The sequence below is a fragment of the Micromonospora sp. MP36 genome (assembly GCF_008119785.1).
In the GTDB taxonomy this organism is placed as follows: domain Bacteria; phylum Actinomycetota; class Actinomycetes; order Mycobacteriales; family Micromonosporaceae; genus Micromonospora.
Genome location: NZ_VSFA01000010.1, coordinates 87,704 through 111,245 on the forward strand (window position 1 = coordinate 87,704; position 23,542 = coordinate 111,245).

The 23,542-nt window shown below is 73.5% G+C and carries 26 protein-coding genes; 11 read left to right on the forward strand and 15 right to left on the reverse strand.

The annotated features are described in order from the left end of the window. Positions 1–2: 2 nt before the first annotated feature. Complete coding sequence (locus tag FXF52_RS11800) at positions 3–524, forward strand: nucleotidyltransferase domain-containing protein (protein WP_255471861.1); 522 nt, start codon at positions 3–5, stop codon at positions 522–524. A gap of 170 nt (positions 525–694) precedes the next feature. Continuing rightward, a complete protein-coding gene (locus FXF52_RS11805) occupies positions 695–1,654 on the forward strand; it encodes a dienelactone hydrolase family protein (RefSeq protein ID WP_148796378.1) in 960 nt (319 codons plus the stop codon). Positions 1,655–1,699: 45 nt separating this feature from the next. On the opposite strand, the gene FXF52_RS11810 is transcribed toward FXF52_RS11805, so the two are convergent. The 3 genes from FXF52_RS11810 to FXF52_RS11820 all read right to left on the reverse strand — a co-directional run bounded on the left by FXF52_RS11810 (position 1,700) and on the right by FXF52_RS11820 (position 4,411). Continuing rightward, positions 1,700–2,662, reverse strand: coding sequence for a zinc-binding dehydrogenase (locus tag FXF52_RS11810; RefSeq protein ID WP_187413452.1), 963 nt, complete (start codon positions 2,660–2,662; stop codon positions 1,700–1,702). Between the two features lie 76 nt (positions 2,663–2,738). Then, complete coding sequence (locus tag FXF52_RS11815; protein ID WP_148796381.1) at positions 2,739–3,914, reverse strand: NADP-dependent malic enzyme; 1,176 nt, start codon at positions 3,912–3,914, stop codon at positions 2,739–2,741. 140 nt (positions 3,915–4,054) lie between these two features. Next, on the reverse strand, positions 4,055–4,411 hold the full coding sequence (locus tag FXF52_RS11820) for a S26 family signal peptidase (RefSeq protein WP_187413453.1): 357 nt from the start codon (positions 4,409–4,411) through the stop codon (positions 4,055–4,057). A gap of 84 nt (positions 4,412–4,495) precedes the next feature. Between FXF52_RS11820 and sodN the strand changes: the two genes are divergently transcribed. The 3 genes from sodN to FXF52_RS11835 all read left to right on the forward strand — a co-directional run bounded on the left by sodN (position 4,496) and on the right by FXF52_RS11835 (position 5,854). After that, the gene (gene sodN, locus FXF52_RS11825; protein ID WP_148796383.1) at positions 4,496–4,900 is read left to right on the forward strand and encodes a superoxide dismutase, Ni; all 405 of its coding nucleotides are present in this window, start codon (positions 4,496–4,498) and stop codon (positions 4,898–4,900) included. A 65-nt stretch (positions 4,901–4,965) separates the two neighbouring features. Further along, entirely contained in the window at positions 4,966–5,418 is a 453-nt protein-coding gene (locus tag FXF52_RS11830; RefSeq protein WP_148796485.1) for a GNAT family N-acetyltransferase, read from the forward strand. A gap of 31 nt (positions 5,419–5,449) precedes the next feature. Further along, positions 5,450–5,854 carry an ATP-binding protein gene (locus FXF52_RS11835; RefSeq protein WP_148796487.1) on the forward strand — a complete coding sequence of 135 codons (405 nt, stop codon included), beginning with the start codon at positions 5,450–5,452 and terminating at the stop codon, positions 5,852–5,854. A 34-nt stretch (positions 5,855–5,888) separates the two neighbouring features. Here FXF52_RS11835 and FXF52_RS11840 read toward each other — a convergent pair whose 3' ends face one another. Continuing rightward, positions 5,889–6,278 carry a hypothetical protein gene (locus FXF52_RS11840; RefSeq protein WP_148796385.1) on the reverse strand — a complete coding sequence of 130 codons (390 nt, stop codon included), beginning with the start codon at positions 6,276–6,278 and terminating at the stop codon, positions 5,889–5,891. A gap of 42 nt (positions 6,279–6,320) precedes the next feature. Between FXF52_RS11840 and FXF52_RS11845 the strand changes: the two genes are divergently transcribed. Both FXF52_RS11845 and FXF52_RS11850 read left to right on the forward strand, forming a co-directional pair. Further along, entirely contained in the window at positions 6,321–7,271 is a 951-nt protein-coding gene (locus FXF52_RS11845; RefSeq protein ID WP_148796387.1) for a diacylglycerol kinase family protein, read from the forward strand. Positions 7,272–7,817: 546 nt separating this feature from the next. Next, positions 7,818–8,075, forward strand: a complete 258-nt coding sequence (locus FXF52_RS11850; RefSeq protein WP_073834718.1) for a WhiB family transcriptional regulator — start codon at positions 7,818–7,820, stop codon at positions 8,073–8,075. Between the two features lie 141 nt (positions 8,076–8,216). On the opposite strand, the gene FXF52_RS11855 is transcribed toward FXF52_RS11850, so the two are convergent. The 4 genes from FXF52_RS11855 to FXF52_RS11870 form a co-directional block, all read right to left on the reverse strand. Continuing rightward, positions 8,217–8,966 carry a sirohydrochlorin chelatase gene (locus tag FXF52_RS11855; RefSeq protein WP_370517941.1) on the reverse strand — a complete coding sequence of 250 codons (750 nt, stop codon included), beginning with the start codon at positions 8,964–8,966 and terminating at the stop codon, positions 8,217–8,219. After that, on the reverse strand, positions 8,948–9,712 hold the full coding sequence (locus tag FXF52_RS11860; protein ID WP_148796389.1) for a phosphoadenylyl-sulfate reductase: 765 nt from the start codon (positions 9,710–9,712) through the stop codon (positions 8,948–8,950). The genes FXF52_RS11855 and FXF52_RS11860 overlap by 19 nt, the downstream gene beginning before the upstream one ends. Beyond that, positions 9,709–9,867, reverse strand: coding sequence for an IS1 family transposase (locus FXF52_RS11865; RefSeq protein ID WP_148796392.1), 159 nt, complete (start codon positions 9,865–9,867; stop codon positions 9,709–9,711). Before FXF52_RS11865 ends, FXF52_RS11860 begins: the two co-directional genes overlap by 4 nt. A gap of 76 nt (positions 9,868–9,943) precedes the next feature. Next, positions 9,944–11,650: a nitrite/sulfite reductase gene (locus tag FXF52_RS11870; protein WP_148796394.1), complete on the reverse strand. Its 1,707-nt coding sequence runs from the start codon at positions 11,648–11,650 to the stop codon at positions 9,944–9,946. 443 nt (positions 11,651–12,093) lie between these two features. Between FXF52_RS11870 and FXF52_RS11875 the strand changes: the two genes are divergently transcribed. Next, entirely contained in the window at positions 12,094–13,749 is a 1,656-nt protein-coding gene (locus tag FXF52_RS11875) for a glycosyltransferase family 39 protein (protein WP_148796491.1), read from the forward strand. 34 nt (positions 13,750–13,783) lie between these two features. On the opposite strand, the gene FXF52_RS11880 is transcribed toward FXF52_RS11875, so the two are convergent. Beyond that, positions 13,784–15,331 (reverse strand): sensor histidine kinase, encoded by a 1,548-nt coding sequence (locus FXF52_RS11880; protein ID WP_148796396.1) that lies wholly within the window; start codon positions 15,329–15,331, stop codon positions 13,784–13,786. A gap of 25 nt (positions 15,332–15,356) precedes the next feature. After that, positions 15,357–16,388: an SIS domain-containing protein gene (locus FXF52_RS11885; RefSeq protein ID WP_148796493.1), complete on the reverse strand. Its 1,032-nt coding sequence runs from the start codon at positions 16,386–16,388 to the stop codon at positions 15,357–15,359. Positions 16,389–16,570: 182 nt separating this feature from the next. Here FXF52_RS11885 and FXF52_RS11890 point away from each other — a divergent pair, with 182 nt between their 5' ends. Then, positions 16,571–18,394, forward strand: a complete 1,824-nt coding sequence (locus FXF52_RS11890) for a tetratricopeptide repeat protein (RefSeq protein WP_148796398.1) — start codon at positions 16,571–16,573, stop codon at positions 18,392–18,394. A gap of 350 nt (positions 18,395–18,744) precedes the next feature. On the opposite strand, the gene FXF52_RS11895 is transcribed toward FXF52_RS11890, so the two are convergent. Continuing rightward, a complete protein-coding gene (locus tag FXF52_RS11895; RefSeq protein ID WP_148796400.1) occupies positions 18,745–20,334 on the reverse strand; it encodes an MDR family MFS transporter in 1,590 nt (529 codons plus the stop codon). A 114-nt stretch (positions 20,335–20,448) separates the two neighbouring features. On the opposite strand from FXF52_RS11895, the gene FXF52_RS11900 reads away from it, so the two are divergent. Then, positions 20,449–21,018: a TetR/AcrR family transcriptional regulator gene (locus FXF52_RS11900; protein WP_148796402.1), complete on the forward strand. Its 570-nt coding sequence runs from the start codon at positions 20,449–20,451 to the stop codon at positions 21,016–21,018. A 52-nt stretch (positions 21,019–21,070) separates the two neighbouring features. Here the strand turns inward: FXF52_RS11900 and FXF52_RS11905 are convergent, their stop codons facing one another. After that, positions 21,071–21,583, reverse strand: a complete 513-nt coding sequence (locus FXF52_RS11905; RefSeq protein WP_148796403.1) for a GNAT family N-acetyltransferase — start codon at positions 21,581–21,583, stop codon at positions 21,071–21,073. Next, positions 21,580–21,795, reverse strand: coding sequence for a biotin/lipoyl-binding carrier protein (locus tag FXF52_RS11910; protein WP_073834949.1), 216 nt, complete (start codon positions 21,793–21,795; stop codon positions 21,580–21,582). Before FXF52_RS11910 ends, FXF52_RS11905 begins: the two co-directional genes overlap by 4 nt. A gap of 217 nt (positions 21,796–22,012) precedes the next feature. On the opposite strand from FXF52_RS11910, the gene FXF52_RS44025 reads away from it, so the two are divergent. Beyond that, complete coding sequence (locus tag FXF52_RS44025; RefSeq protein ID WP_369700219.1) at positions 22,013–22,087, forward strand: 50S ribosomal protein bL37; 75 nt, start codon at positions 22,013–22,015, stop codon at positions 22,085–22,087. Positions 22,088–22,198: 111 nt separating this feature from the next. Here FXF52_RS44025 and rsrA read toward each other — a convergent pair whose 3' ends face one another. Both rsrA and FXF52_RS11920 read right to left on the reverse strand, forming a co-directional pair. Further along, positions 22,199–22,486, reverse strand: coding sequence for a mycothiol system anti-sigma-R factor (gene rsrA, locus FXF52_RS11915; protein WP_148796405.1), 288 nt, complete (start codon positions 22,484–22,486; stop codon positions 22,199–22,201). 2 nt (positions 22,487–22,488) lie between these two features. Next, complete coding sequence (locus FXF52_RS11920) at positions 22,489–23,298, reverse strand: sigma-70 family RNA polymerase sigma factor (RefSeq protein ID WP_148796407.1); 810 nt, start codon at positions 23,296–23,298, stop codon at positions 22,489–22,491. Positions 23,299–23,542 lie beyond the last annotated feature (244 nt).

Genomic DNA, 23,542 nt, shown 5'->3' on the forward strand with positions numbered 1-23,542 from the left:
GCGTGGACTCCGACGGGCTGGCGGGCCGGCAACTCGACGCGATCCGCGAGGTGACGGCGCTGGCGGACCGGGCGGGCATCGCGGTGTGGCTGCGCGGCGGCTGGGCGATGGATTTCCACCTCGGCGTGGTGACCCGCCCGCACGTGGACGTCGACTGGTACTGCTGGCGGCGCGACGCCGACGCGCTGGCGGCCGGGCTCGCCGGGGCGGGTTGGCGACCCGACCCGCGGATGCCGCCCACGACCCAGCTCGACGTGCTCCGCGACGACGTCGAGTTGAGCTTCGCCTACCTGGACCGGGACGCCGAGGGGCGGGTGGTGGTCGGGGCTGGGCCGTGGGCCGGCACCCCACTGCCCGGGGGAATGCTGGACGCCCGACCGGGGCGGATCGGTCCACTGGTCGCGCCGATCATCAGCGTCGCCGCGCAGATCGAGTTCAAGGAGATGTTCCCGGTCTGGATGCCGGCCCGGCCCCGCCGCGCCAAGGACGCCGCCGACCTGGCCCACCTCCGCGGCAGTTCTTGATTCGCTCCGCATCCGCGACCTGGCGGTATCGACCAGTCCGGAACCCCGCCACATCGCCGATCTGTCGTCGAGCACGACTGGCCCAACCGGACGCCGACCCGGGCGTCGAGCACGGCCGGCGTGACCGAAGGCCGGCCGGCCGGTCCGGAACGCAGGGCACAATCGTGTTCATGTTCCGTCGCCGCGCCGCCCTGATCACCGCCGCCCTGCTCAGCGTGGGTCTGGCCGGCTGCTCCGGCGGGACCGTCCCGACCGGACGAGCCGCACCGAGCGCGCCGCCCTCGGCGACCACGCCGGCGCCGCGGGCACCCGCCGGGCACGCGCCGACCGAGAGCTTCGCCGTCGGCGTACGCCAGCTCAAGCTGAACCACGACGACCGCGCCCTCCCGGTGACCGTCTGGTACCCGGCGCGGGGCGCGGCCGGTGGTGCGCCGGAGCGGTCCGCCCCGGCGGCGACCGGGCGGTTCCCGGTGGTGATGTTCAGCCACGGGCTGGGCGCCCGGCCGGAGGACTACCAGCTGCTGCTCAGCCGCTGGGCGGCGGCCGGGTTCGTGGTGGCCGCGCCGCGGTTCCCACACACCGGCGCGGGCGGCGACGGCAACGTGCTCGACGTGCTCAACCAGCCGGCCGACGTGTCGTACGTGCTGACCCAGGTGCTCGCCCTCGACGCGAAGGCGGACGACCCGCTGCACGGCCGGCTGGACACCGAGCGGGTGGCCGCGGCCGGGCACAGCGCGGGCGGGGTGACCACCATCGGGCTGTTCACCGCGGGGCGGGACGAGCGACTCGACGCCGGCATCGTCTTCGCCGGTACGGCGCTCGGCGTCGGCACCGCCTTCGCGGGTGCGGCCGCCCCGCAGCTGTTCGTGCACGGCGAGGCCGACGAGGTGGTGAGCTACGCCTCCGGCAAGGCGGTCTACGACGCTGTGCCCTGGCCGAAGGCCCTGCTCAGCCTACCGAAGGGCGATCACGGCCGGGCCCTGCTGACCGACGGCGCGGCGCTGCGGGTGGTCGCCGACACCACCGTCGAGTTCCTGCGCTGGACCCTCTACGGCGACGCGGCGGCGAAGCGGCGCCTCCCCGCCGACGCCACCCGCGGCGGCCTGGCCACCCTCGACGACCACCTCTGAGGCACCCCGGCGCCGCCCTCGTCGGCGCGGCGCGGGCCCGCCCCGTCAGGCGGTGTGGTCGATGACGACCTTGCCGAAGACGTCGCCGGAGGCGAGGCGGGCGAACCCGTCCTCGATCCGGCTGAACGGCACCACGCTGTCGACCACCGGGCGCACCTCGTGCTCGGCGCAGAACGCCAGGAGCTCGGTGAGCTCGTCCGGGGTGCCCATCGAGGTGCCGAGGATCTCCAGCTGCATGGCGAAGACCCGGCGCAGGTTGACCTTGGGCTCGTGCCCGGCGGTGGCCCCGGAGACGACGATCCGGGCCATCGGCGCGGCGGACTTCAGCGAGTGGTCGAAGGTGGCGGCGCCGACCGTCTCGATCACCACGTCGACCCGCTCGGGCAGCCGGGCACCGGGTTCCACCGCGGTCGCCCCCAGCTCGGTGATCCGCTCCCGCTTGGCGGCGTCGCGGCTGGTCGCGTACACCCGCTTGCCGAGCGCGACGCCGAGCGCGACGGCCGCGGTGGCCACGCCGCCGCCGGCCCCCTGGACCAGCACCGACTCGCCGTCGGCGACCCGCCCCTTGGTGGTGAGCATCCGCCACGCGGTGAGCCAGGCCGTGGGCAGGCAGGCCGCGTCGGTCGCCGACAGGCCGGTGGGCAGCGGCAGCAGGTTCATCCGGGGTACGGCCACCCGCTCGGCGAAGGTGCCCGGGAAGTGCTCGGAGAGGATGGAGACCCCGCGCGGGTCACCGGGGGTGGGCACCACCGGGTAGATGACCACCTCGTTGCCGTCCGGGTCGGTGCCGACCGCGTCGCAGCCCAGGATCATCGGCAGTTGGTCGCCGCTGAGGCCCACCCCGCGCAGCGACCAGAGGTCGTGGTGGTTGAGCGAGCTGGCCCGCACCTGCACGGTGACCCAGTCCGGCTCGGGTCGGGTCGGCTCGGGACGGTCGCCGACGGTGAGCGCGGCGAGCGGGTTGTCGGCGTCGAAGGCGGAGGCATATGCGGCACGCATGATCGGCACGGTAACAAGCTGAGCGCTCGTTAAGAAGGGACCCTTCGGAGTGCAAAACGCCACAAGAGGGGCCCCTTCCCCCGATTCAGCGGCGGGCCACCCCGTCGCGGCGGGCCGCCTCGGCGACGGCCTCGGCGACCGCCGGCGCGACCCGCGGGTCCAGCGGGGACGGCACGATCGCCTCCGGGGTCAGCGACTCGGCGACCACCCCCGCGATGGCGTCGGCGGCGGCCACCTTCATCCCGTCGGTGATCCGGGTGGCCCCGGCGTCCAGCGCGCCCCGGAAGACGCCGGGGAAGGCGAGCACGTTGTTGATCTGGTTGGGGTAGTCGCTGCGCCCGGTGGCGACCACCGCGACGTGCCGGGCGGCCACCTCGGGGTGCACCTCGGGCGTGGGGTTGGCCAGCGCGAACACGATGCCGCCCGGGGCCATCCCGGCCACCGCCGCCTCGGGGATCTGCCCACCCGACACGCCGACCAGCACGTCCGCGCCGCGCAGCGCCTCGGCGATGCCGCCCTGCCGGCCGTCCGCGTTGGTCGTCTCGGCCAGCTCGGCCTTGGTCCCGGTCAGCTCGCGATGCCGGCCGAGGATGCCCTTGGAGTCGCAGACCACCACCTGGTCCGGGTTCACTCCCCCGGCGATCAGCATCCTGGTCACCGCGACGCCGGCCGCGCCGGCCCCGCTGACCGCCACCCGCAGGTCGCCCAGCTTGCGATTGAGCAGGGTGGCCGCGTTGCGCAGCGCGGCCAGCACCACGACCGCGGTGCCGTGCTGGTCGTCGTGGAAGACCGGGATCGGCAGCGCCTCGTCGAGCCGGCGCTCCACCTCGAAGCAGCGCGGGGCGCTGATGTCCTCGAGGTTGATCCCGCCGAACGACGGGGCGAGCGCCCGGACCGTCGCCACGATCTCGTCGACGTCCTGGGTGTCCAGGCAGATCGGCACGGCGTCCACGCCCCCGAACTGCTTGAACAGCACCGCCTTGCCCTCCATCACCGGCAGCGCCGCGCGCGGGCCGATGTTGCCCAGGCCCAGTACGGCGGAGCCGTCGGTGACCACGGCGACGGTGTGCGACACCCACGTGTAGTCGTCGACCAGGTCGGGGGCGGCGGCGATCGCCTCGCAGACCCGGGCCACCCCCGGGGTGTACGCGAGGGAGAGGTCCTCCCGGCTGGTCAGCGGCACGGTCGAGGCGACGGCCATCTTGCCGCCGAGGTGCAGCCGGAAGACGGGATCTGCGGGGTCCGGAGGGGACGAAGACATGGTGACTCCAGGATCTGTCGAGCAGACGGACCGGCCCGGCTCGGCGCGCGCGGTCAGCGGCCAGCGGGGCGGCGGTGCGGGGGGTCACCCGGGCACTTTCCGAGCATAGTGGCGCACCCGTCACCCGGGTGTGAGCGGGGTCATATCCACCGCCGCCGACCTTTGACCAGCCCCGGACGCGGCCAGTAGCGGGCCACCACCCGGCCCCGTACGTCCGCCACCCCGTACGCCCGGGAGTCGTCGGTGACCAGGTCGTTGTCGCCGCGTACCCACCAGCCGCCGTCCTGGGGACGGACGGCGCGCTTGACCACGAGCAGGTCGGGGCGGCTGCGGAAGACCGCGACCACCACGTCGCCGGGACGGATCGGCCGGCCGCCGGTACGCACCAGCACCGCGTCGCCGTGCCGCAGGGTCGGGGCCATGGACGGCCCGGTGACCAGCACCGGCGTCAACGGGCCGCGCAGGCCCCACGGATCGGATCCGTTCACCGCCCGCACCGGGTTTCACCTCCCGCCCGCCGGGGAGCATGTCCAGGAGTAATGTCGTCTTGGATCATCGCAAACATCCCATGGAGGACCCTGATGCGCCTTCCCCGCATCCTCACGCCCCGTGTGACCGTCAGTGCCCACTGTGACCTGCCGTGCGGCGTTTACGACCCGGCGCAGGCCCGGATCGAGGCCGAGTCGGTCAAAATGATCTGCGAGAAGTACCAGGCGAACACCGACCCGGAGTTCCGCACCCGGGCGATCCTGATCAAGGAGCAGCGGGCCGAGCTGGTCAAGCACCACCTCTGGGTGCTCTGGACCGACTACTTCAAGCCGGCGCACTTCGAGAAGTACCCGCACCTGCACCAGCTCTTCAACGAGGCCACCAAGCTCGCGGGCTCCGCCGGCGCCAAGGGTGCCACCGACCCGACCAAGGCCGACGAGCTGCTCTCGAAGATCGACGAGATCTCGAAGATCTTCTGGGAGACCAAGCAGGCGTGACCCCGCCGCTTCCGGCACCGACGATCCGGCCGGCACGTCCCGAGGACGTGCCGGCCGTCGTCGCGATGGTGCACGAACTCGCCGACTACGAGCGGGCCCCCGAGCAGTGCCACCTCACCGAGGAGCAGCTCACCGCCGCGCTATTCGCGCCCGCGCCGGCGCTCTTCGGCCACGTCGCGGTGGACCAGGCCGACCAGCCGATCGGCTTCGCCCTCTGGTTCCTCAACTTCTCCACCTGGGAGGGCGTGCACGGCATCTACCTGGAGGACCTGTTCGTCCGGCCGGCCGCCCGGGGCACCGGCGCCGGTCGCCTGCTGCTCGCCACCCTCGCCGCGATCTGTGTCGAGCGCGGCTACCGGCGGCTCGAGTGGTGGATGATCAACTGGAATCCGGCGGCCCGCTTCTACGCCGCCATCGGGGCGGCACCGATGGACGAGTGGGTCCCCTACCGGCTCGCCGGCACCGCGTTGCACGACCTCGCCGCGCAGGCGACGGCCGTCACATCCCCCGGCGGCTGACCGGGTAGAGTCCCGCACCAGGGGGATGAGGGTGACTCAACTGACCGGCCAGCCGACGAGCGATGACGTCGTGCACCTCACCGTGCCCGCCGACGGCGGGTATCTCGGCGTGCTCCGCACCGCCACGGCCGGCCTCGCGGCCCGGCTCCAGTTCGCCCTCGACGAAATCGAGGACCTGCGCATCGCGGTCGACGAGGCCTGCGCCATGCTGCTCGCCATCGCCACCCGCAACGCCGAGCTGGAGTGCCGGTTCGCGGTGACCGAGGACGCGCTCACCGTCGAGGTGACCGTGCCGACCGTCCGGGGCGCGACGCTGCCCTCCGAGTCGTCCTTCGCCTGGAAGGTGCTCACCGCGCTGACCACCGCGGCGTCCGCCCGGGCCGCCGACGGCCGGGCCACCATCTCCCTGCTGACCCGCCGCGCCTCCGGCTACTGACGGCCGCCGCCCCGGTCGGGGCCGAGTGACGGCGTCAGTGGAAGCCGAGCGCCCGGTTGGTCGGCGAGCTGAGCAGCAGCCCGGTGACCCCGAGACCGAGCGCCATCAGCGGCAGGCCCAGCCAGCCCAGCCCGCCCTGGATCATGTACCAGCCGACCGGCAGCAGCATGAGCTGGAGCACGATGGCGGGTGCCCGGGCACCGGACTTCCGGCGTACCAGCGCGCCGCCGAGGGCCCAGAGCGCGGCCGCCCCACCGAGCGCGAAGACCGTCACCAGCAGCGCCGAGGTCAGGTCGGTGGTGGGCGCGGTCAGGTCGGACCAGATCAGCCACACCGCGACCAGGCCGAGCGCCACCGCCTCGGCACGGAGCAGGTGTACCGCCCAGCGGAGCGGGGCGGGGACCGGGTCGGAGTCGATCGTCACGGCGCCACGATACCCGTGAGTAGGCGCGGTACAGTGCCGCCCATGCGGGCCGTCCTGGTGGTCAATCCGAAGGCCACCACCACCAGTGAACGCAGCCGTGACGTCCTGGTCCGGGCGCTGCGCAGCGAAGTCGACCTGTCGGTGCGGTACACCCGCAGGCGGGGCCACGCCGTGGACCTGGCCCGGGAGGCCGCCGCGGAGGGCGTCGACCTGGTGGTCACGCTGGGCGGCGACGGCACGGTCAACGAGGTGGTGAACGGCCTGATGACGGCCGAGCCGCCGACGTTCCGGACCGGGGGCACGCCGGCGGAGCGGCTGCCGGCGCTGGCGACCGTGCCCGGCGGCTCGACCAACGTCTTCGCCCGCGCGCTCGGCCTGCCCCGGGAGTGGCCCGACGGGACCAGCATGATCCTGGAGGGGCTGCGCCTGGGCCGGTCCCGGACGATCGGCCTGGGTCGGGCGGACGACCGCTACTTCACCTTCTGCGCCGGCTTCGGCATCGACGCCGCGGTGATCCACCGGGTGGAGCGGGCCCGCAAGCGGGGCCGGGTCTCGACGCCGGCGCTCTATCTCCGGTCGACGGTCAGCCAGTACTTCCTGGCCTCCGACCGGCGCCATCCCAGCATCACCCTGGAGCGGCCGGGCGAGACCGCCGAGGCCGAACTGGGCACGGTCATCGTCCAGAACACGGCGCCCTGGACGTACCTGGGCGAGCGCGAGATCAACCCGAACCCGCAGGCGTCCTTCGACCTCGGCCTGGACGTGCTGGCGATGCGGCAACTGCGCGTCGTCAGCACGGCACGTACGGTGACCCAGTTCTTCTCCCGTACGCCCGACCCGCACGGCCGCCGGGTGCTCCGGCTGCACGACGTGGCGGAGTTCACCCTGCTCTCGGCCCGACCGCTGGCCTTCCAGCTGGACGGGGACTACCTGGGCGAGCGAGAGAAAGTTAGATTCGCATCCATTCCGGCCGCACTGAGAGTAATCTGCTAGGTCTCGGGTACTGCCGTCGGTTGACCGGGTGACCCACCGCACTCCCGTGGTGGGCGATTGCTCCAGTCGCGGCGCGGCGTCGGACACGCCGAGTTGGGGTTGTCGGCGACGGCTTCAGGTCGGTGGCGCAGACGCGCCGAGCTGGGGTCGGCGCAAGCCACACCGACGAAAGGTGCCGGAAATGTCAGCAATGTCACGCAGACCGTACTATATTGATCCTCGACTGTGGTACGCCGGGTAACCAGAGCGCTCTGAAACCCGGACAAAAGGGTGGTGAGTCCGCTCACTGTTCGGAGTTTTTCCGAGCGGCACCCTTGACATCGCCGCAGTTCGTGAAAGTATTCACAAGCGAACTTGTGTTACCGGGACATTGCCTGGATATGCTCGGCAGGTTGAGCTGTTCCAGCAGGTCCCGGGGCCCGCAGCCTGCTCACGCACTGCCGAATTGGTGGATGCTGACCGTCACCAGTCGGCAATGCGGACGCATATAGGAAAAGCAACGAAGCGTTATCTGGCCCCCACTTAAGAATGAGGAGTGTTGCCGCCATGGACTGGCGCCACGATGCCGTCTGCCGCGACGAGGACCCGGAGCTGTTCTTCCCGATCGGGACGTCCGGTCCGGCCCTCCTGCAGGTGGAGCAGGCCAAGGCCGTCTGCCGGCGCTGCCCGGTGACCGACCAGTGCCTGCAGTGGGCGCTGGAGTCCGGTCAGGACGCCGGCGTCTGGGGCGGGATGAGCGAGGAGGAGCGCCGCGCGGTGAAGCGCCGCGGCGGTCTCCGGGTGCTGCGCGCTCACTCCGCCTGATCGCACGCACAGCACGCCCCGGCCGGGTCCACCCGCCGGGGCGTCTTGCTGCCACCCCCGCCCGGCGGCCCACCACGCCACGTCGATCATGAGATTGCCGACGATGTGGACCAACCTCATGATCATCCGAGCCGGGCGGCGTCAGCCGAGCTGGGCGGCGGCGCGGCGGAGGACCAGGTCGGCCAGGTCGGGGGCGTCGGTGAGCGGCGCGGCGACGGCGACCGCTCCGGCGTTCCGCGCGGCGGCGAGCACACCGTCGTGGAACAGGCCCGGCGCCAGGAAGTAGGCGGCCACCCCGACCCGGCGAGCCCCGCCCGCCCGCAGCTTCGCCACCGCGACGCCGACCGCCGGGGGCGCCGCCGAGGCGTACGACACGCGACAGGGAACACCCAGGCCGGCGCCAAGCGCCGCGGCCACCCGGCCCACCGAGCCGCGCGCCCGGGGATCCCGGGTACCCGCGGCCGCCAGTACCAGGGCGTCGTACCCGCCCGGCCCCGCCTCGGCCAGCCGGTGGCGCAGCCCGGCCAGCAGCCCGCCGTCCACCCGTCCGACGGCCGGTCCGAGCACGTCGGCGACCCGTACGTCGATCGGCGGTCCGTCCGCGCGCGCGGCGGCGACGGCCGCCGGGATGTCGACCTTCCGGTGGTACGCGGCGGTCAGCAGCAGCGGCACCAGCACCGCCCGGGGGTGCCCGGCGGCGGCGAGTTCCCGCAGCACCGCGGTCGGCCCGGGCTCGGTGTGGTCCAGCCAGCTCGGCAGCACCGTGCTGCCGGGCCGGGCGGCCGCCACGGCGCGGGCCAGCGCCCGGGTCGCCTCGGCCGCCCGCGGGTCACGACTGCCGTGGGCGACCAGCACCACCGGCGGATCGGCCGTCAGGTGTGCAGCCCGCACTCGGTCTTCTCGAACATCGCCCACCGGCCGGCCCGCGGGTCCTCCCCCGCCCTCGTCCGCCGGGTGCACGGCCAGCAGCCGATCGAGCCGTAGCCGCGGCCGAACAGCTCGTTGACCGGGATGTCGTACCGCGCCACGTAGGCGTCCACGTCGCGCTGCGTCCAGGCGGCGATCGGGTTCACCTTGACCTTGCCGCGCCGGGCGTCGAAGGCCACCACCGGGGTGTTGGCCCGGGTCGGCGACTCGTCCCGGCGCAGCCCCGCGGCCCAGGCGTCGTATCCGGTCAGCGCCCGCTCCAGCGGCTCGACCTTGCGCAGCTGGCAGCAGTCGTCGGGGGAGCGGTTGAACAGCCGGGGGCCGTACTGGCCGTCCTGCTGGCCGACGGTCATCCGGGGCCCGATCGACCGGACGTTCACCGGCAGCCGCCGGGCCACCTCGTCGCGGACCCGGAGCGTCTCCGGAAAGTGCAGGCCGGTGTCCAGGAAGACCACGTCGACACCGGGGGCGACCCGGGACACCAGGTGGGCCAGCACGCCGTCCGCCATCGAGCTGGTCACGCAGAACCGGTCGCCGAAGATCTCGGCGGCCCAGCGGGCGATCTCCAGCGCGGGGGCGTCCGCCAGCTCCCGGCCGGCCTCCTCGGCCAGCGCGCGCAGCTCCTCGGGGTCGCGCCGCCCGGGATCGGCGGCGGTCGGGCCGCCGGCCCCGACCAGGCCCAGGTTGGCGGCGGAGACCAGGCCGGTCATCGGGTCACCGCCCGGCCGAGCAGGCCGGTGAACTTGACCGTGAAGACCCGCGCGCAGGCGTGGCACTCCCAGGCGCCGTGCCCGGCCTCGCTCGGCCGCAGGTCCTCCTCCCCGCAGTACGGGCAGTACAGCGGCGCGGAACGGGTCTCACTCACCGCGCCACCTCGCTCCGCTCGGCGCCACGATGAGTCACCGGGACGCTGAACTGGCTGATTCGCTCGCTGCGCTCGCTCATCGGAGTTCCTCCTCGTCGACCCTGATCACCCAGTTGGCGAACGTCTCGCCCGCGGTCCGGCCGGCCAGGTAGCGGCGGGCCAGGCGTTCCACGTACTCCGGAAGCTCGTCGGCGGTGGTCTTCAGGCCGCGCAGCTTGCGGCCGAAGCCGGCGGTCTGCCCCTGCGCCATGCCGAGGCCGCCGCCGAGGTGCACCTGGAAGCCCTCCACCTGCCGGCCGTCCGGGCCCACCACCAGCTGGCCCTTGAGCCCGATGTCGGCCACCTGGGTGCGGGCGCACGCGTTCGGGCAGCCGTTGAGGTGGATGGAGATGTCGGCGTCGAAGTCGCGCAACCGCTCCTCCAGCCGGGCCACCAGCTCCTCGCCGCGCCGCTTCGTCTCGACGATGGCGAGCTTGCAGAACTCGATGCCGGTGCAGGCCATGGTGCCGCGCCGCCAGGCCGACGGCCGGGCCTCCAGGCCGATCCGGCGCAGCTCCGCCACCAGCGAGTCGGTCCGCTCCGGCGCCACGTCCAGCACCAGCAGCTTCTGGTACGGGGTGAGCCGCACCCGGTCGCTGCCGTGCGCCTCGACCACGTCGGCGAGCCGGGCGAGCTGCGGGCCGGAAACCCGACCCACCACCGGGGCGGCGCCGACGTAGTTGCGACCGTCGCGCTGCGGGTGCACGCCGATGTGGTCGACCGGCTTCGCCGGCAGCTCCGCGGCCGGGCCGTCGAGCAGGGTCCGGCCCAGGTACTCCTTCTCCAGCACCTCGCGGAAGCGCTCCACGCCCCAGTCGGCCAGCAGGAACTTCAGCCGCGCCCGGTTACGCAACCGCCGGTAGCCGTAGTCGCGGAAGATGCCGACCACGCCGGCCCAGACGTCCGGCACCTCGGCCAGCGGCACCCAGACGCCGAGGCGCTTGGCCAGCATCGGGTTGGTGGACAGGCCGCCGCCGACCCAGAGGTCGAAGCCGGGACCGTACTCCGGGTGCGTCACCCCGAGGAAGGCGATGTCGTTCGCCTCGTACGGGGTGTCGACCAGCCAGGAGATGGAGGTCTTGAACTTGCGGGGCAGGTTGGAGAATCGCTTGTCGCCGACGTACCGGCGGACGATCTCATCGATCGCCGGGGTCGGGTCGACAACCTCCTCCTGGGCCACCCCGGCGACCGGGCTGCCGAGCACGACCCGGGGGCAGTCGCCGCACGCCTCGGTGGTCTGCAGACCCACCTCCTCCAGGCGGCGCCAGATCTCCGGCACGTCCTCCACCCGGATCCAGTGGAACTGGATGTTCTGCCGGTCGGTGATGTCGGCGGTGTCCCGGGCGAACTCGCGGGAGATGCCGGCGACGACCCGGAGCTGCGCCAGGTTGAGTTCGCCGCCGTCCACCCGGACCCGGAGCATGAAGAACTCGTCCTCCAGTTCGTGCGGCTCCAGCACGGCCGTACGCCCGCCGTCGATGCCCGCCTTGCGCTGGGTGTAGAGCCCCCACCAACGGAACCGGCCGCGCAGGTCCTGCGGGTCGATGGACGCGAACCCCCGGTGGGCGTAGATGTTCTCGATCCGGGCCCGCACGTTCAGCGGGTCGTCGTCCTTCTTGATCCGCTCGTTGGCGTTGAGCGGCTCGCGGTGCCCGAGCGCCCACTGTCCCTCGCCACGGGCACGGCGCGGTGCCCGCGTGGCGGGTGGGTTGTCGGAGCGGGTGGGGGTGCTGCTGACCGCCATCGCGGCGTCCTCCGTTGTCTGCTGTGCCTGGGTACGCAAACGCGACGGCCGGCCCTAGCAAGGGCCGTGGACGGCGATGTCGATGACGGCCGGCGCGGAAGCGCGCCCGAGACGGATGGGTCGGGCGTCGTCAGTAGGCCGGACAGATCGCGCTGCGCACGCGGCCGTAATCGACGTGGCGACGGGCCACGAAGCGGCGGACGACAGCGGCGGTCATGGGCCATATGCTCCCACAACCCCGGATGACCAGCCAACGTCCGAGTGTGTGATCCCACATCACGGGCATCGACGGTGATCCACTGTCGCGCCGTACCGCTCACCGGGTGGCCGCACCGCGAATCGGCGGACCCATGACGCGCACCTGTGTGACGCTGCGACAGGTGACCACCCGTGCGTCGCCCACCCCGGCCGGGACCACCGGTGAGCGCCCGACGTGGTGGGTCATGGTGGCGCCCGCGCTGCTCACGCTGGCGGTCACCCTCGCCGGAATCGGGCACGCGCAGCCGTGGCGGGACGAGCTGGCCACCTGGAGCGCCGCCACCCGTCCGGTCGGCGACCTGGCCCGGCTGGCCGGCACCATCGACGCCGCGACCGGGCCGTACTACCTGTTGATGCATGGTTGGACGGCGCTGGCCGGGGCCTCACCGACCGCGCTGCGGCTGCCGTCCGCGCTCGCCATGGCCGGGGCCGCCGCGCTCACCGCCCGGCTCGGCGAACGGCTGCTCACCGCCCGGGTGGGGCTGCTCGCCGGGCTGCTCTTCGCCGTCCTGCCGAGCACCTCCCGGTACGGCCAGGAGGCCCGCCCGTACGCCCTCGCCAGTTTCCTCGCCGCGCTCGGCACGCTGCTGCTGGTCGAGGCGCTGCGCCGGCCGACCTGGCGACGCTGGACCGGGTACGCCCTGGCCGTCGCCGCCCTGGGCCTGACCCACCTGATCGCCCTCACCCTGCTCGCCGCGCACGGGCTCGTGGTGCTGCTCGCCGCGGGGCGGGGCCCGGCGGCGGCCGGCCTCCGGGACCCGGCGAGCACGCACGCACCCGGGGACCGGGCCGGCGCCGGCGCGACCGCCAACCAGGCGGACGACCGTGCCACCAGCGCCCAGGCGGACGGCCGCGCGATCAGCGGGCAGGCCGGCGGCCACGCGATCGGCGGGCGGCCGGTGGGCAGGCCGACGGCCGCCGACCGGGGTGCTGGGCCGGCGGACGAGCGCCGGCCGGCTCCCCGAACCAGCTCCGGCCCTGCGCCACCCGGCGGGTCGGCTGCCGGGCCGGCCTGGCGGTGGGTGGTCGCCTTGCTACCAGCCGTCGTGCTGGTCACGCCGTTGGTGCTGCTCGCCGGGGGTCAGCGGTCCCGGCAGCTCGACTGGGTGCACCTGGCCCGCCCGGGCGACCTGGCGGCGCTGCCCGGTGGGCTGGCGCAGAGCGGGGTGGTGGGTGGGCTGCTGGTCGGCCTCGCCGCGCTCGGCGCGGGGCGGCTCGGCCGGCGGGCCCTGCTGCCCGGCGCGGTGGTCCTGCTGCCCGTGCTGCTGCTCTTCGCCGCCGGGGCGCTCGTGCCGCTCTGGGTGACCCGGTACCTGGTCTTCACCGTGCCGTTCACCTGCCTGCTGGCCGGGGCGGCGCTGGCCGGCGTACGGCTGGCGCCGGCGCTCGCCGTGGTGACCCTGGCCGGGGTGCTCGGCCTGCCCGACCAGGCGGCGCTGCGCCGCACCCACGAGTGGCCGCGCACCGCCCCCGTCGACTACCGGGGTGCGGCCCGGATCATCGCCGACCACGAGCAGCCGGGCGACGCGATCGTGTACTCGCCCCGGGAGAGCTGGCTCTTCCTCGACCTGGGCATGGCGTACCACCTGGGAGCGCGGCGACCCCGCGACGTGCTGGTGGGCCGCGACCAGCGGCAGCGCGCGGACCTCTGGGCCAGCGAGTGCGACCGGCCGGCGGAGTGCCTGGCCGGGGTACGGCGACTCTGGCTGGTGGTGTCCGGCCGGCGGACCGATCCCGTGGCCGCGGTGCCCGGCCCCAAGGGGGCGGCCCTACGGGACGGCTTCACCGTCCAACAGGTGTGGCCCCGCCCCGGCATCACGGTCGCCCTCCTCACCCGCTGACCGCCGCCCGCAGGCGCAGCGCGGGGACGCGGGGTCAGGCGGTGAGGCGGTCGGTGGTGCCGCGGGGCAGGGGGACGACCAGCACGGCCTCGGTGCCGCCGGTGGCGCCGTTGCGCAGTTCGATGGTGCCGCGCAGCTCGCCGGTGACCAGGGCCCGGACGATCTGGAGGCCGAGGTTGCCGCCGCGCTCGGCGTCGAACTGCTCGGGCAGGCCGCGCCCGTTGTCGGTGACGGAGACGTGCAGCTGCTTGCGGAACCGGTGCGCGGAGACCACCACCTCGGGCTCCACCCCGTCCCGCGGGCCGGCGGCACTCTCCTCGCCGGCCGGCGGGAAGCCGTGCTCGACGGCGTTGAGCAGCAGCTCGTTGAGGATCATCACCAGCGAGGTGGCGATCTCGGCGGGCAGTACGCCGAAGCTGCCCTGCCGGCGCATGCCGACGGTCACCTCGGTGGCCGCGACCTCGGTGGCCGCGCTGGCCACCCGGTCCACGATCCCGTCGAACTCGACCGCCTCGTCGCTGGACAGGGAGAGGGTCTCGTGGACCAGCGCGATCGAGGCGACCCGACGTACCGACTCCTCCAGGGCGACCCGGGCCTCGGGCATGCCGACCCGGCGGGCCTGGAGGCGGAGCAGCGCGGCGACGGTCTGCAGGTTGTTCTTCACCCGGTGGTGGATCTCCCGGATGGTGGCGTCCTTGGTGATCAGGGCGCGATCGCGGCGGCGTACCTCGGTGATGTCGCGGACCAGCACCAGCGCGCCGATCGGCACGCCGGCCGGCATCAGCGGCAGCGCGCGGGTGAGCATGGTGGCGCCGCGGGCGTCGATCTCCCGCCGGGGCGGGGCCTCGCCACGCAGCGCGGCCAGCACCGCGTTGCCGGCGTCGGTGCCTTCCAGCGGGTCGCCGGCCAACCGGCGGTGCAGCTTGGCCAGGTCCTCCCCCACCAGGTGGGAGGCGTAGCCCAACCGGCGGTACGCGGACTGCGCGTTCGGGCTGGCGTAGGTGACCTGCCCGTTGGCGTCGAGCCGGACCAGCCCGTCGCCGACCCGCGGCGCCGAGGTGGTCTCGCCCGGGTGCCGGGGCGGCGGGAAGGTGCCGTCGGCGATCATCTGGGCCAGGTCGTCCGCGGTGGTCAGGTAGTTCAGTTCGAGCTGGCTGGGCGTGCGCGCGGTGGAGAGGTTGGTGTCCCGGCCGACCACGGCGATGACCTCGCCGGACTCCCCGTCGGCGGTCCGCAGCCGCACCGGGATGGCCTCGTGCCGGGCGGGCACGTCGCCGTACCAGACCGGGTCGCCCTCCCGCCAGATCCGGCCCTGGCGGTGGGCCACCTCCAGGTGCGCCACCTCCGGCCCGCCGACGATCCGCCCGACCTGGTCGTCGAGGTACGCGGTCGGGGCGGTCGTGGGCCGGACCTGGGCCACGCAGAGGAACGTGCCGTCGCCGTCCACCGGCACCCAGAGCAGCAGGTCGGCGAAGGACAGGTCGGAGAGGAGCTGCCAGTCGCCGGCGATCCGGTGCAGGTGGTCGATGTCGGTCGGCCGGAGCTGGGTGTGCTCCTCGGCGAGGTCGCGCAGGGTGGACACGCTGACCAGCGTGCCACGCCGGGCGTCACATCGTCGCGGTGACCTTTTTCAACCCGCGCGGAGCGTCCGGATCCTCGCCCCGGGCCAGGGCCAGGGCCAGGGCGAGCCGCTGCAGCGGGAGAATGTCCAGCAGCGGGGCGTACCGCTCGTCAACCTCGGGCACGGCCATCCGGGCGGTCACCTCGACGTCGGCGGAGCCGACCACCACCACGTCGGCGCGGCGCTCCCCGAGCCGGGGCAGCACCTCGCGCATCGACTCGCCGCCGGGGCCCGAGCCGACCACGGCGAGCACCGGCACGTCCGGGTCGGTCATGGCGAGCGGGCCGTGCAGCAGGTCGGCGCCGGAGAAGGCGAGCGCCGGCAGGTAGGACGTCTCCATCAGCTTGAGCGCGGCCTCCCGGGCCGTCGGGTACGCGTATCCCCGGCCGGTGGTGACCAGCTGAGCGGCGAACCGGTAGCGCGGCGCGAGCTGCGCCGGGGTGGCGTCGGACAGGGTGCGTTCGGCCAGCTCGGGCAGGCGGGCGAGGGCCGCCCGCTCCTCGGCGGGGAGCGTGCCGTCGCCGGCGCGTACCCCCTCGATCAGCATGAGCAGCGCGAGCAGCTCGGCGGTGTACGTCTTGGTCGCGGCGACCGCCCGCTCGTGCCCGGCGGCGATGTCCACGCTCAGCTCGGCGGTGCCGGCCAGCGGCGAGTCGGGGTTGTTGGTGACGGCGAGGGTGAGCGCGCCCGAGGCGCGGGCCACCCGCAGCACCTCGGCCAGGTCGGGCGAGCCGCCGCTCTGGCTCACCCCGACCACGAGGGCGTCGGACAGGTCCGGCCGGGCGCCGAAGACGGTGATCGCGCTCGGCGAGGCGAGGCCGGCGGGGAGGCCGAGCCGGATCTCGCTCAGGTACGCGGCATACAGCGCCGCGTGGTCGGAGGTGCCCCGGGCGGTGAAGACCACGTGGCGGGGCCGGCGCTCGGCGATCACCGCCGCGACCCGGGCGATCGCCCCGGCGTGCTCGGCGGAGAGCAGGCGGTCGTAACCAGCCGGCTGCTCCTCGATGTCGGCGGCCATGCCAGCCCCTGGACGCGTCACGGAAGCCCCCTTCTGCGCGATTGCCGCGCGATCCGTGCTCAGTCTTGCATCTTTCGGCTGTAACGAGCAACGGAACGCGCAGTAGTGCGCAGTAGATCACCAGATGGACCGGTGATCGCCTAGGCTTGCCCGGCTGGTGGACGGACCATCGAGAGGACGACGTGCCCGAGGACGACCCCGCGCTCGCCGCGGAGGAGGAGCTCACGCTGGCCCGGCTGGCGCTGGCCGACGGAGACCTCCCGCACGCCGCGGACCACGTCGCCGCCGCCCTCGTCCGGGCCCCGACGCTGCCCGAGGTGCACGAGACCCTCGCCCGGGTGGCCGCGGCCAGCGGCGGCGACCTGGAACTCTTCCCCCTCGGGCACCACGCCTTCGTCGGCGCGGTGGTGGCCCGCGCCCACCTGCTCGCCGCCGCTGGGCGCCCCGCCGAGGGGCTCGACCTGCTGGCCGCCGCGACCGGCTACGCGCCCGGCGCCGACTGGGCCGGGGTGCCCTGGGTGACCGCCCCCGACCTGCCCGAACGGCTCGATCCCGAACGCGCCGCCCGGATCCTCATGCAGATCTGCGCGGCGGTGCCCGACCCGGCCCCCCGCCGCCTCCGCGACCCGCTGCGGCCGTACCTCGTGCTGGCCCGCAACGCGGTCACCGTGCATCCCGGGCACGCGCTGCTGCTGGGCGCGGCGTCCGCGCTGGCCCGGCGCGTCGGCGAGGTCGCCCTCGCGGTCACCTGGGCCGCCCGAGGGGTACGCGCGGAGCCCACCAAACTCGGCGAGGTGTGGCTCGGGTACGCCTACCGCAGCGCCGGCCGGACCCGGGACGCGCTCGCGGCGCTCGGCCGGGCGGTCGCACTCGACCCCGACGACCTCGCCGTGTACGCCGACATCGCCGGCACCCTGGCCGACAACGGCCGGCTCGACGAGGCGCTGGACTGGATCGACCGGGCGCTCACCCGGGACCCGACGTTCGACTGCGCGGTGCACACCGCGCACCGGCTGCGCTTCCAGCGCGACGGGGACGTCGCCCACCTGGTCGCCCTCGCCGACTTCGTCCGCGACCACCCCGACGACACCCACGAGCACGGCGACCTGGCCGAGTGCTGCCGCAGCCGCCCCTGGCTCGGTCAGGTGACCCCGGCCGGCGGGCCGGTGCTGGACGCGCTGCGGCAGGCCCTCGCCGCCGAGGGCGCCGCCCGGGTCGCCGTACGCCTCGACGCGCTCGAACCGCCGAGCGCCATGCGGACCGCGGCGGCGGCCGCGCCGGGGCTGGACGTGGAGGTGGTCGCCGTCGTCGGCCCGGACCCGCGGGAACCCCGTCGGGCCACCACCTGCCAGCTCTGGCGCTACGAGGGGACGATCGCCGCGCCCACCCTGCCCACCCCGTCGGCCGAGGCGGCGGAGCGGATCCGGCAGCTCGCCCACCCGGCCTGGCCGCACCCGCCGGCCGCGTACGACGCGGCGGTCGCACTGGCCACCCTGGACGTCGCCGACCTGCTCGGTCTGCTGGTGCATCCGCCCGAGCCGCCGGCCACCGCGCTGGGCCGGGTGCTCGCCGGTCAGGACCCGTCCCTCTGGGTACGCTGCGTGCAGGTCTGGGCCTGCCTCGGGCTGCTGCACCACCGCACCGACGAACCGTGGGCGGAGTCGACCCGCCGCCGGGTGCTGGTGGAGCTGGTCTGGGGGGTGGAGGACTGGATCACCGAGGCGGCGCTGTTCGCCCTGGTCACCGCCGCCTGGGTCGACCCCTCCGTACGCCCCGACGTGGCCGCCGTGGTGGCCGAGCGGATCGCCGACGTGGCGGCCGTGGCCCGCGAGCGGCGGGTGCCGATCGCCGCCTCGCTGGCCCACCTGGCGCTGGCCACCCCCGACCTGGACCCGGCCACCCGCGACCTGGCCCGCGAGCTGACCGCTGGCCCCGTCGACGCACCCCGCTCGGGTCTGTTCGGGCGCCTGTGGCACCGCCTCGCCGCCCTCTTCCGCCGCCCCTGACCCGCGCCCCCGGGCAGCCCCGCCCCGCCCCGCCGCCCGGCCCGCCGCCCGGCCGGCTGGCCCTCGGCAAGATCCACACCGGATCGCCGACCTGGCGTGATCAACCCGCCCCGGATGCCCCCATTTCGCCGAGCCGGAGTGGATCAAGGCGACCTGTCCGCCACATCGCCGAACCGGCGCGATCAGCCCACTCTCGGCCGGGGAAACTCGAGTCGATCAAGCACGGCGCCCCCGCCACACCGCCGACCTGGAGTCGATCAAGCGGGGCGACCGGGCCACGTCGGCAACGCGGAGACGCGGCGCGGCCACGCCGTACCCCGGGAAGGGTCGGCGTGGCCGCGGAGCGTGCGTCAGGCGACGGGGGCCTTGCCGAGGGCGGCCTCGGCCTCGCCCTCGGGGGTCGCGGCCGGGCGCGCGTCGTTCGACGAGCGGAGCGGGACCTCCTTGATGAACCAGGCGAGCACCGGCACCGCGACGGTGATGAACACCGCCCAGAAGAAGACGTGCGAGATGGCGTCGGAGAGCGTGCCGAGGACGAGCTCCCGCATCGGTCCGGTGAGCTGCTTCAGCTTCTCCAGGTCCATGGCACCGCCCTCGCCACCCTGCCCGCCGGCGAACGCGGGACCGGCGGCCGAGTCGGCGAGCCGGTTCGCGAAGATCGCGCCGAACAGCGCGACGCCGAACGAACCGCCGATCGAGCGGAAGAAGGTGGCCGCCCCGCTCGCCGCGCCCAGGTCCTTCTGCTCCACGCTGTTCTGCGCGATCAGCATCGTGGTCTGCATGAGGAAGCCCATGCCGACGCCGAGCACGATCATGTAGAGCGAGGACTCGACCTTGCTGGTGCCGAGGTCGAGCAGGGTCAGCAGGCCCATGCCGGCGGCCATCACGACGCCGCCGACGATCGGGAAGGCGCGGTAGCGACCGGTCTTGGTGATGACCCGGCCGACCACCAGCGAGACCACGAGCATCCCGAACATCAGCGGGAGCAGCAGCAGGCCGCTGTTGGTGGCCGAGGCGCCCTGCACGGTCTGCTGGTAGAGCGGCAGGAAGTTCATCGAGCCGAACATCGCGAAGCCGAGCAGGAAGCCGATCACCGAGATGAGGGCGAAGTTCCGGTTGGCGAAGAGCCCGAGCGGCAGGATCGGCTCGGGCGCTCGCCGCTCGACGAGGCCGAAGGCCGCCAGGGTCACCGCGGCGAGGGCGGCGAGGCCGAGGATCTGCGGGGACACCCAGTCGTACTCGTTGCCGCCCCAGGTGGTGACCAGGACGATCGCGGTGATGCCGACGGAGAGCAGCGCGGCGCCCAGCCAGTCGATCTTGTGTTCGGTGCGGTACTTCGGCAGGTGCATGGTGGTGGCCAGCACCAGCAGCGCGACGCCGCCGAGCGGCAGGTTGACGTAGAACGCCCAGCGCCAGGAGAGGTGGTCGGTGATGAAGCCGCCGACCAACGGGCCGGCCACCATGGCGACGGCCATGATGGCGGCGATCATGCCCTGGTAACGGCCCCGCTCGCGGGGCGGCACCAGGTCACCGATGATCGCCATTACGCCGACCATCAGGCCACCGGCGCCGAGACCCTGGACGGCCCGGAACGCGATCAGCTCGATCATGCCGTCGTTGACGCCGCCCAGCAGGCTCGAGCCGGACATGCCGCACAGCGCCGAGCCGACCAGGAAGATGACCACCGAGGTCAGGAAGACGGCCTTGCGGCCGTAGAGGTCGCCGAGCTTGCCCCAGATCGGGGTGGAGACCGTGGTGCCCAGCACGTACGCGGTGACCACCCAGGTGAAGTGGTCGGCCCCGCCGAACTCGAAGACGATCCGCGGCAGCGCGGTGCTGACGATCATGTTGTCGAGCATCGCGAGCATCATCGCGATCATCAGGCCGAACAGCACGACCCGGACATTGGGTCGCGCGACCGCCTGGGCTGGTTGACTCATGGGTAAGCTCCCCCGAAGATTTGTGACCGACTTACTTGCCGCCCGGCTGGTTACCTTACTAGCCGCACGGTAAGTTGGTGGTCGGAAAACCGTCAAGCGAGATAGGTGGTAAGGGTGAGGGAGAGCACAGGCGGCACGCGGGAACGCATCCAGGCCGTCGCGCTGGAGCTCTTCACCGAGCAGGGGTACGAGAAGACCTCGCTACGGGAGATCGCCGAGCGGCTGGGCGTGACCAAGGCCGCACTCTACTACCACTTCAAGAGCAAGGACGAGATCGTCAACAGCTTCGTCGAGGACCGGCTGCGCCGGATGGACGAGCTGATCGAGTGGGCGCAAACCCAGCCCGCCACCCTGGCCACCCGCCGTGCGCTCATCGCCAAGTACGCGGACACCATGTTCAGCAGCGAACTGCCGTCGGTGATGCGGTTCTTCGAGCAGAACCAGACCGTGCTGAAGAGCCTCAGCGCCGGGATGCAGATGCGGGACCGGATGCTGCGGCTGGCCAACGAGCTGTGCCGGGGCGACGAATCGCCGCAGGCCCAGCTCCGCGCCGCGCTGACCCTGTTCGCCGTGCACACCAGCTGGTTCGCGATCCGCGCCCCGCACATCACCGAGGACGAGCGCAAGAAGATCGCCCTGGACGTGGCCGACGAGCTGCTGGCGAAGATCGCCGACGCCGGCTGACCGGACGGGTGGCCGCCGTGCCTTCCGGGGCGCCTCGGCGGCGGCCTCCGGGTCAGCCGCGCGGGGGCAGCTCCAGGCGCAGGCCCAGCAGCTCGACGCCGGGCAGCGGCGACCAGTCCTTCTCCGGCACCCGGACGAACCCGAGCCGCTCGTAGAGCCGGTGCGCGGTTGCGGCCATGCCGGCGCGTACGCAGATCACCAGGGCGGTGCAGCCGAGGTCGGTGGCCCGCGCCACGCAGGCCCGGACCAGGGCCACGCCGGCGCCCCGGCCCTGCGCGGCCGGGTCGACCGCGAGCATCCGGAACTCGGCCTCGCCGGGACCGGAGAGTTCGGCGTACGGGGAGCCGGGCAGCACGAACGTCACCGAACCGAGCGCCTCGCCGGTGGCCTCGTCGACGGCGAGCAGCACCTCGCCAGTCTCCGCCCGGGTGGCCACGTCGGCGAGCACCACGCCGTAGCCGTGCTCGCCCTTGAGCTGGCCGTCCGCCTCGTAGGCGGCGACCGTCAGGCGCGCCACCGCCGGGTATTCGGCCGGCTCCGCCCGGCGGACCAGGACGCCGCTCAACCGATCACCGCGATCAGGTCGCCGTCCTGCACGACGTCACCCTCGTTGACCGCGATCTGCTGCACGACGCCGTCGGACTCGGCGACCACCGGGATCTCCATCTTCATCGACTCCAGGATCACCAGCGTGTCCCCTTCGGACACGGTGTCCCCGGCCGACGCGACGACCTTCCAGACGTTCGCCACCATCTCGGCGCGGATCTCCTCGGCCATCTCCGGGCCCTCCCTCTCCACCGCTGTTCTGCGAACGGTATCCAATCATGACCCGGCCCCGGATCGGGGCGGCGTGCCCGGGCCGCCCCCTCCAGACCCGCGCGACCGCCGACGGCACTAGCATCAGCGGGTCGGTCTCCGGCGCCCGGAGCACCGGCACGACGACCTCCGCCGCGCTCGCCGCGGCCGGACCGTGACCAGCACAAGGAGGCAGAGCATGGCGAAGAAGGCCCGCAAGAAGAAGGCCCGCAAGAAGAGCGGCGCGAACCACGGCAAGCGCCCCAACTCCTGATCGTCGGCGTACGCCGGATCAGCGACGTACCGGCCGTGGTGGCCGGACACAGCGGTGGCCCGGGTCCGTTCGGACCCGGGCCACCGATGTCTTCAACTCGTCGCGCGATGCTCAGTCGGCGAGCTCGCGGGACTCGGTGGTCTCGAAGACCACCAGCTCGGTCAGGCGGGCCCGCAGCCGCTCGCGCAGCTGATCCGGCGCGGTCTCGTTGCCGCAGCAGCGGGCGACCAGCGCCTTCACCTCCTGCTCGATGCCGTACTCGCGCAGGCACGGCCCGCACTCGTCGAGGTGGGTCCGGATCAGGACGCGCCGCTCCTCGGCACACTCCAGGTCCAGGTAGAGGTAGACCTCCGCGAGCACTTCGCGGCAGTCCGTCTCATGCGGCTCTCCACAGCTCACGGTCACACCTCCCGGCCGGCAGCGGCGGTCGAACCCTTCGACGGCGCGGCGGTGAACCCCCGCTCCGCCGCGTACTGCTCGAGCAGCTTGCGCAGATTACGTCGGCCGCGGTGCAGCCGCGACATCACGGTGCCGATCGGAGTGCCCATGATGTCGGCGACCTCCTTGTAGGAGAAGCCCTCGACGTCGGTCAGGTAGACCGCCAGGCGGAACTCCTCCGGCAACTGCTGGAGGGCCTCCTTGACGTCGCTGTCCGGCAGCCGGTCGAGCGCCTCGGTCTCGGCCGAGCGCAGCCCGCTGGACGTGTGCGACTCCGCCTCGGCGAGCTGCCAGTCGGTGATCTCGTCCGTGGGCGCCTGGACCGGCTGGCGCTGCCGCTTCCGGTAGGAGTTGATGTAGGTGTTGGTCAGGATCCGGTAGAGCCAGGCCTTCAGATTGGTGCCCTGCTCGAACTGGTGGAAGGCGGCGTACGCCTTCAGGTATGTCTCCTGGACCAGATCCTCGGCATCCGCCGGGTTGCGCGTCATCCGCAGCCCGGCAGCGTAGAGCTGATCGACGAAGGGCATCGCGTCCCGCTCGAAGCGGGCCCTGCGCTCGTCCGTCTTCTCGGTCGTCAACCGCACATCCCCTCGCGTCGGATGCTTCCCCGCCGAGGATACGCGTACGGACCTGCCCACAGATTCACTTCCGGCCGGTGTGCTGCCACTCACCATCGCCGGCACCTCCGCGGGCCACTCCGGCGCGTCGAGCAGCTGTCTGAGCTGCCGCGCGTCCTGTTCGTCCCGCTCCCGGCTCCGCGTCTCGGTCGGCACCGGTCACCCCCCTCGGCTGGAAATGGCGTCCGGGGGTAGTAACGCGCAGCGTGGGCCGGTGCATTCCGCCACCACCCGCCGTTCCTGGTCCCGGCCTCGGCCGCGACCGACGCTGGGACCAGGAAGGGCCTGGGAGGATGGCCTCGGACGCCCAAAACGGACGTCCGACACCATCCGATGCAACGACCCGCCGCCACCGACGGTCACGCCCTCGCAAGATCGCGACCGCCACGGGAAGTGGTGC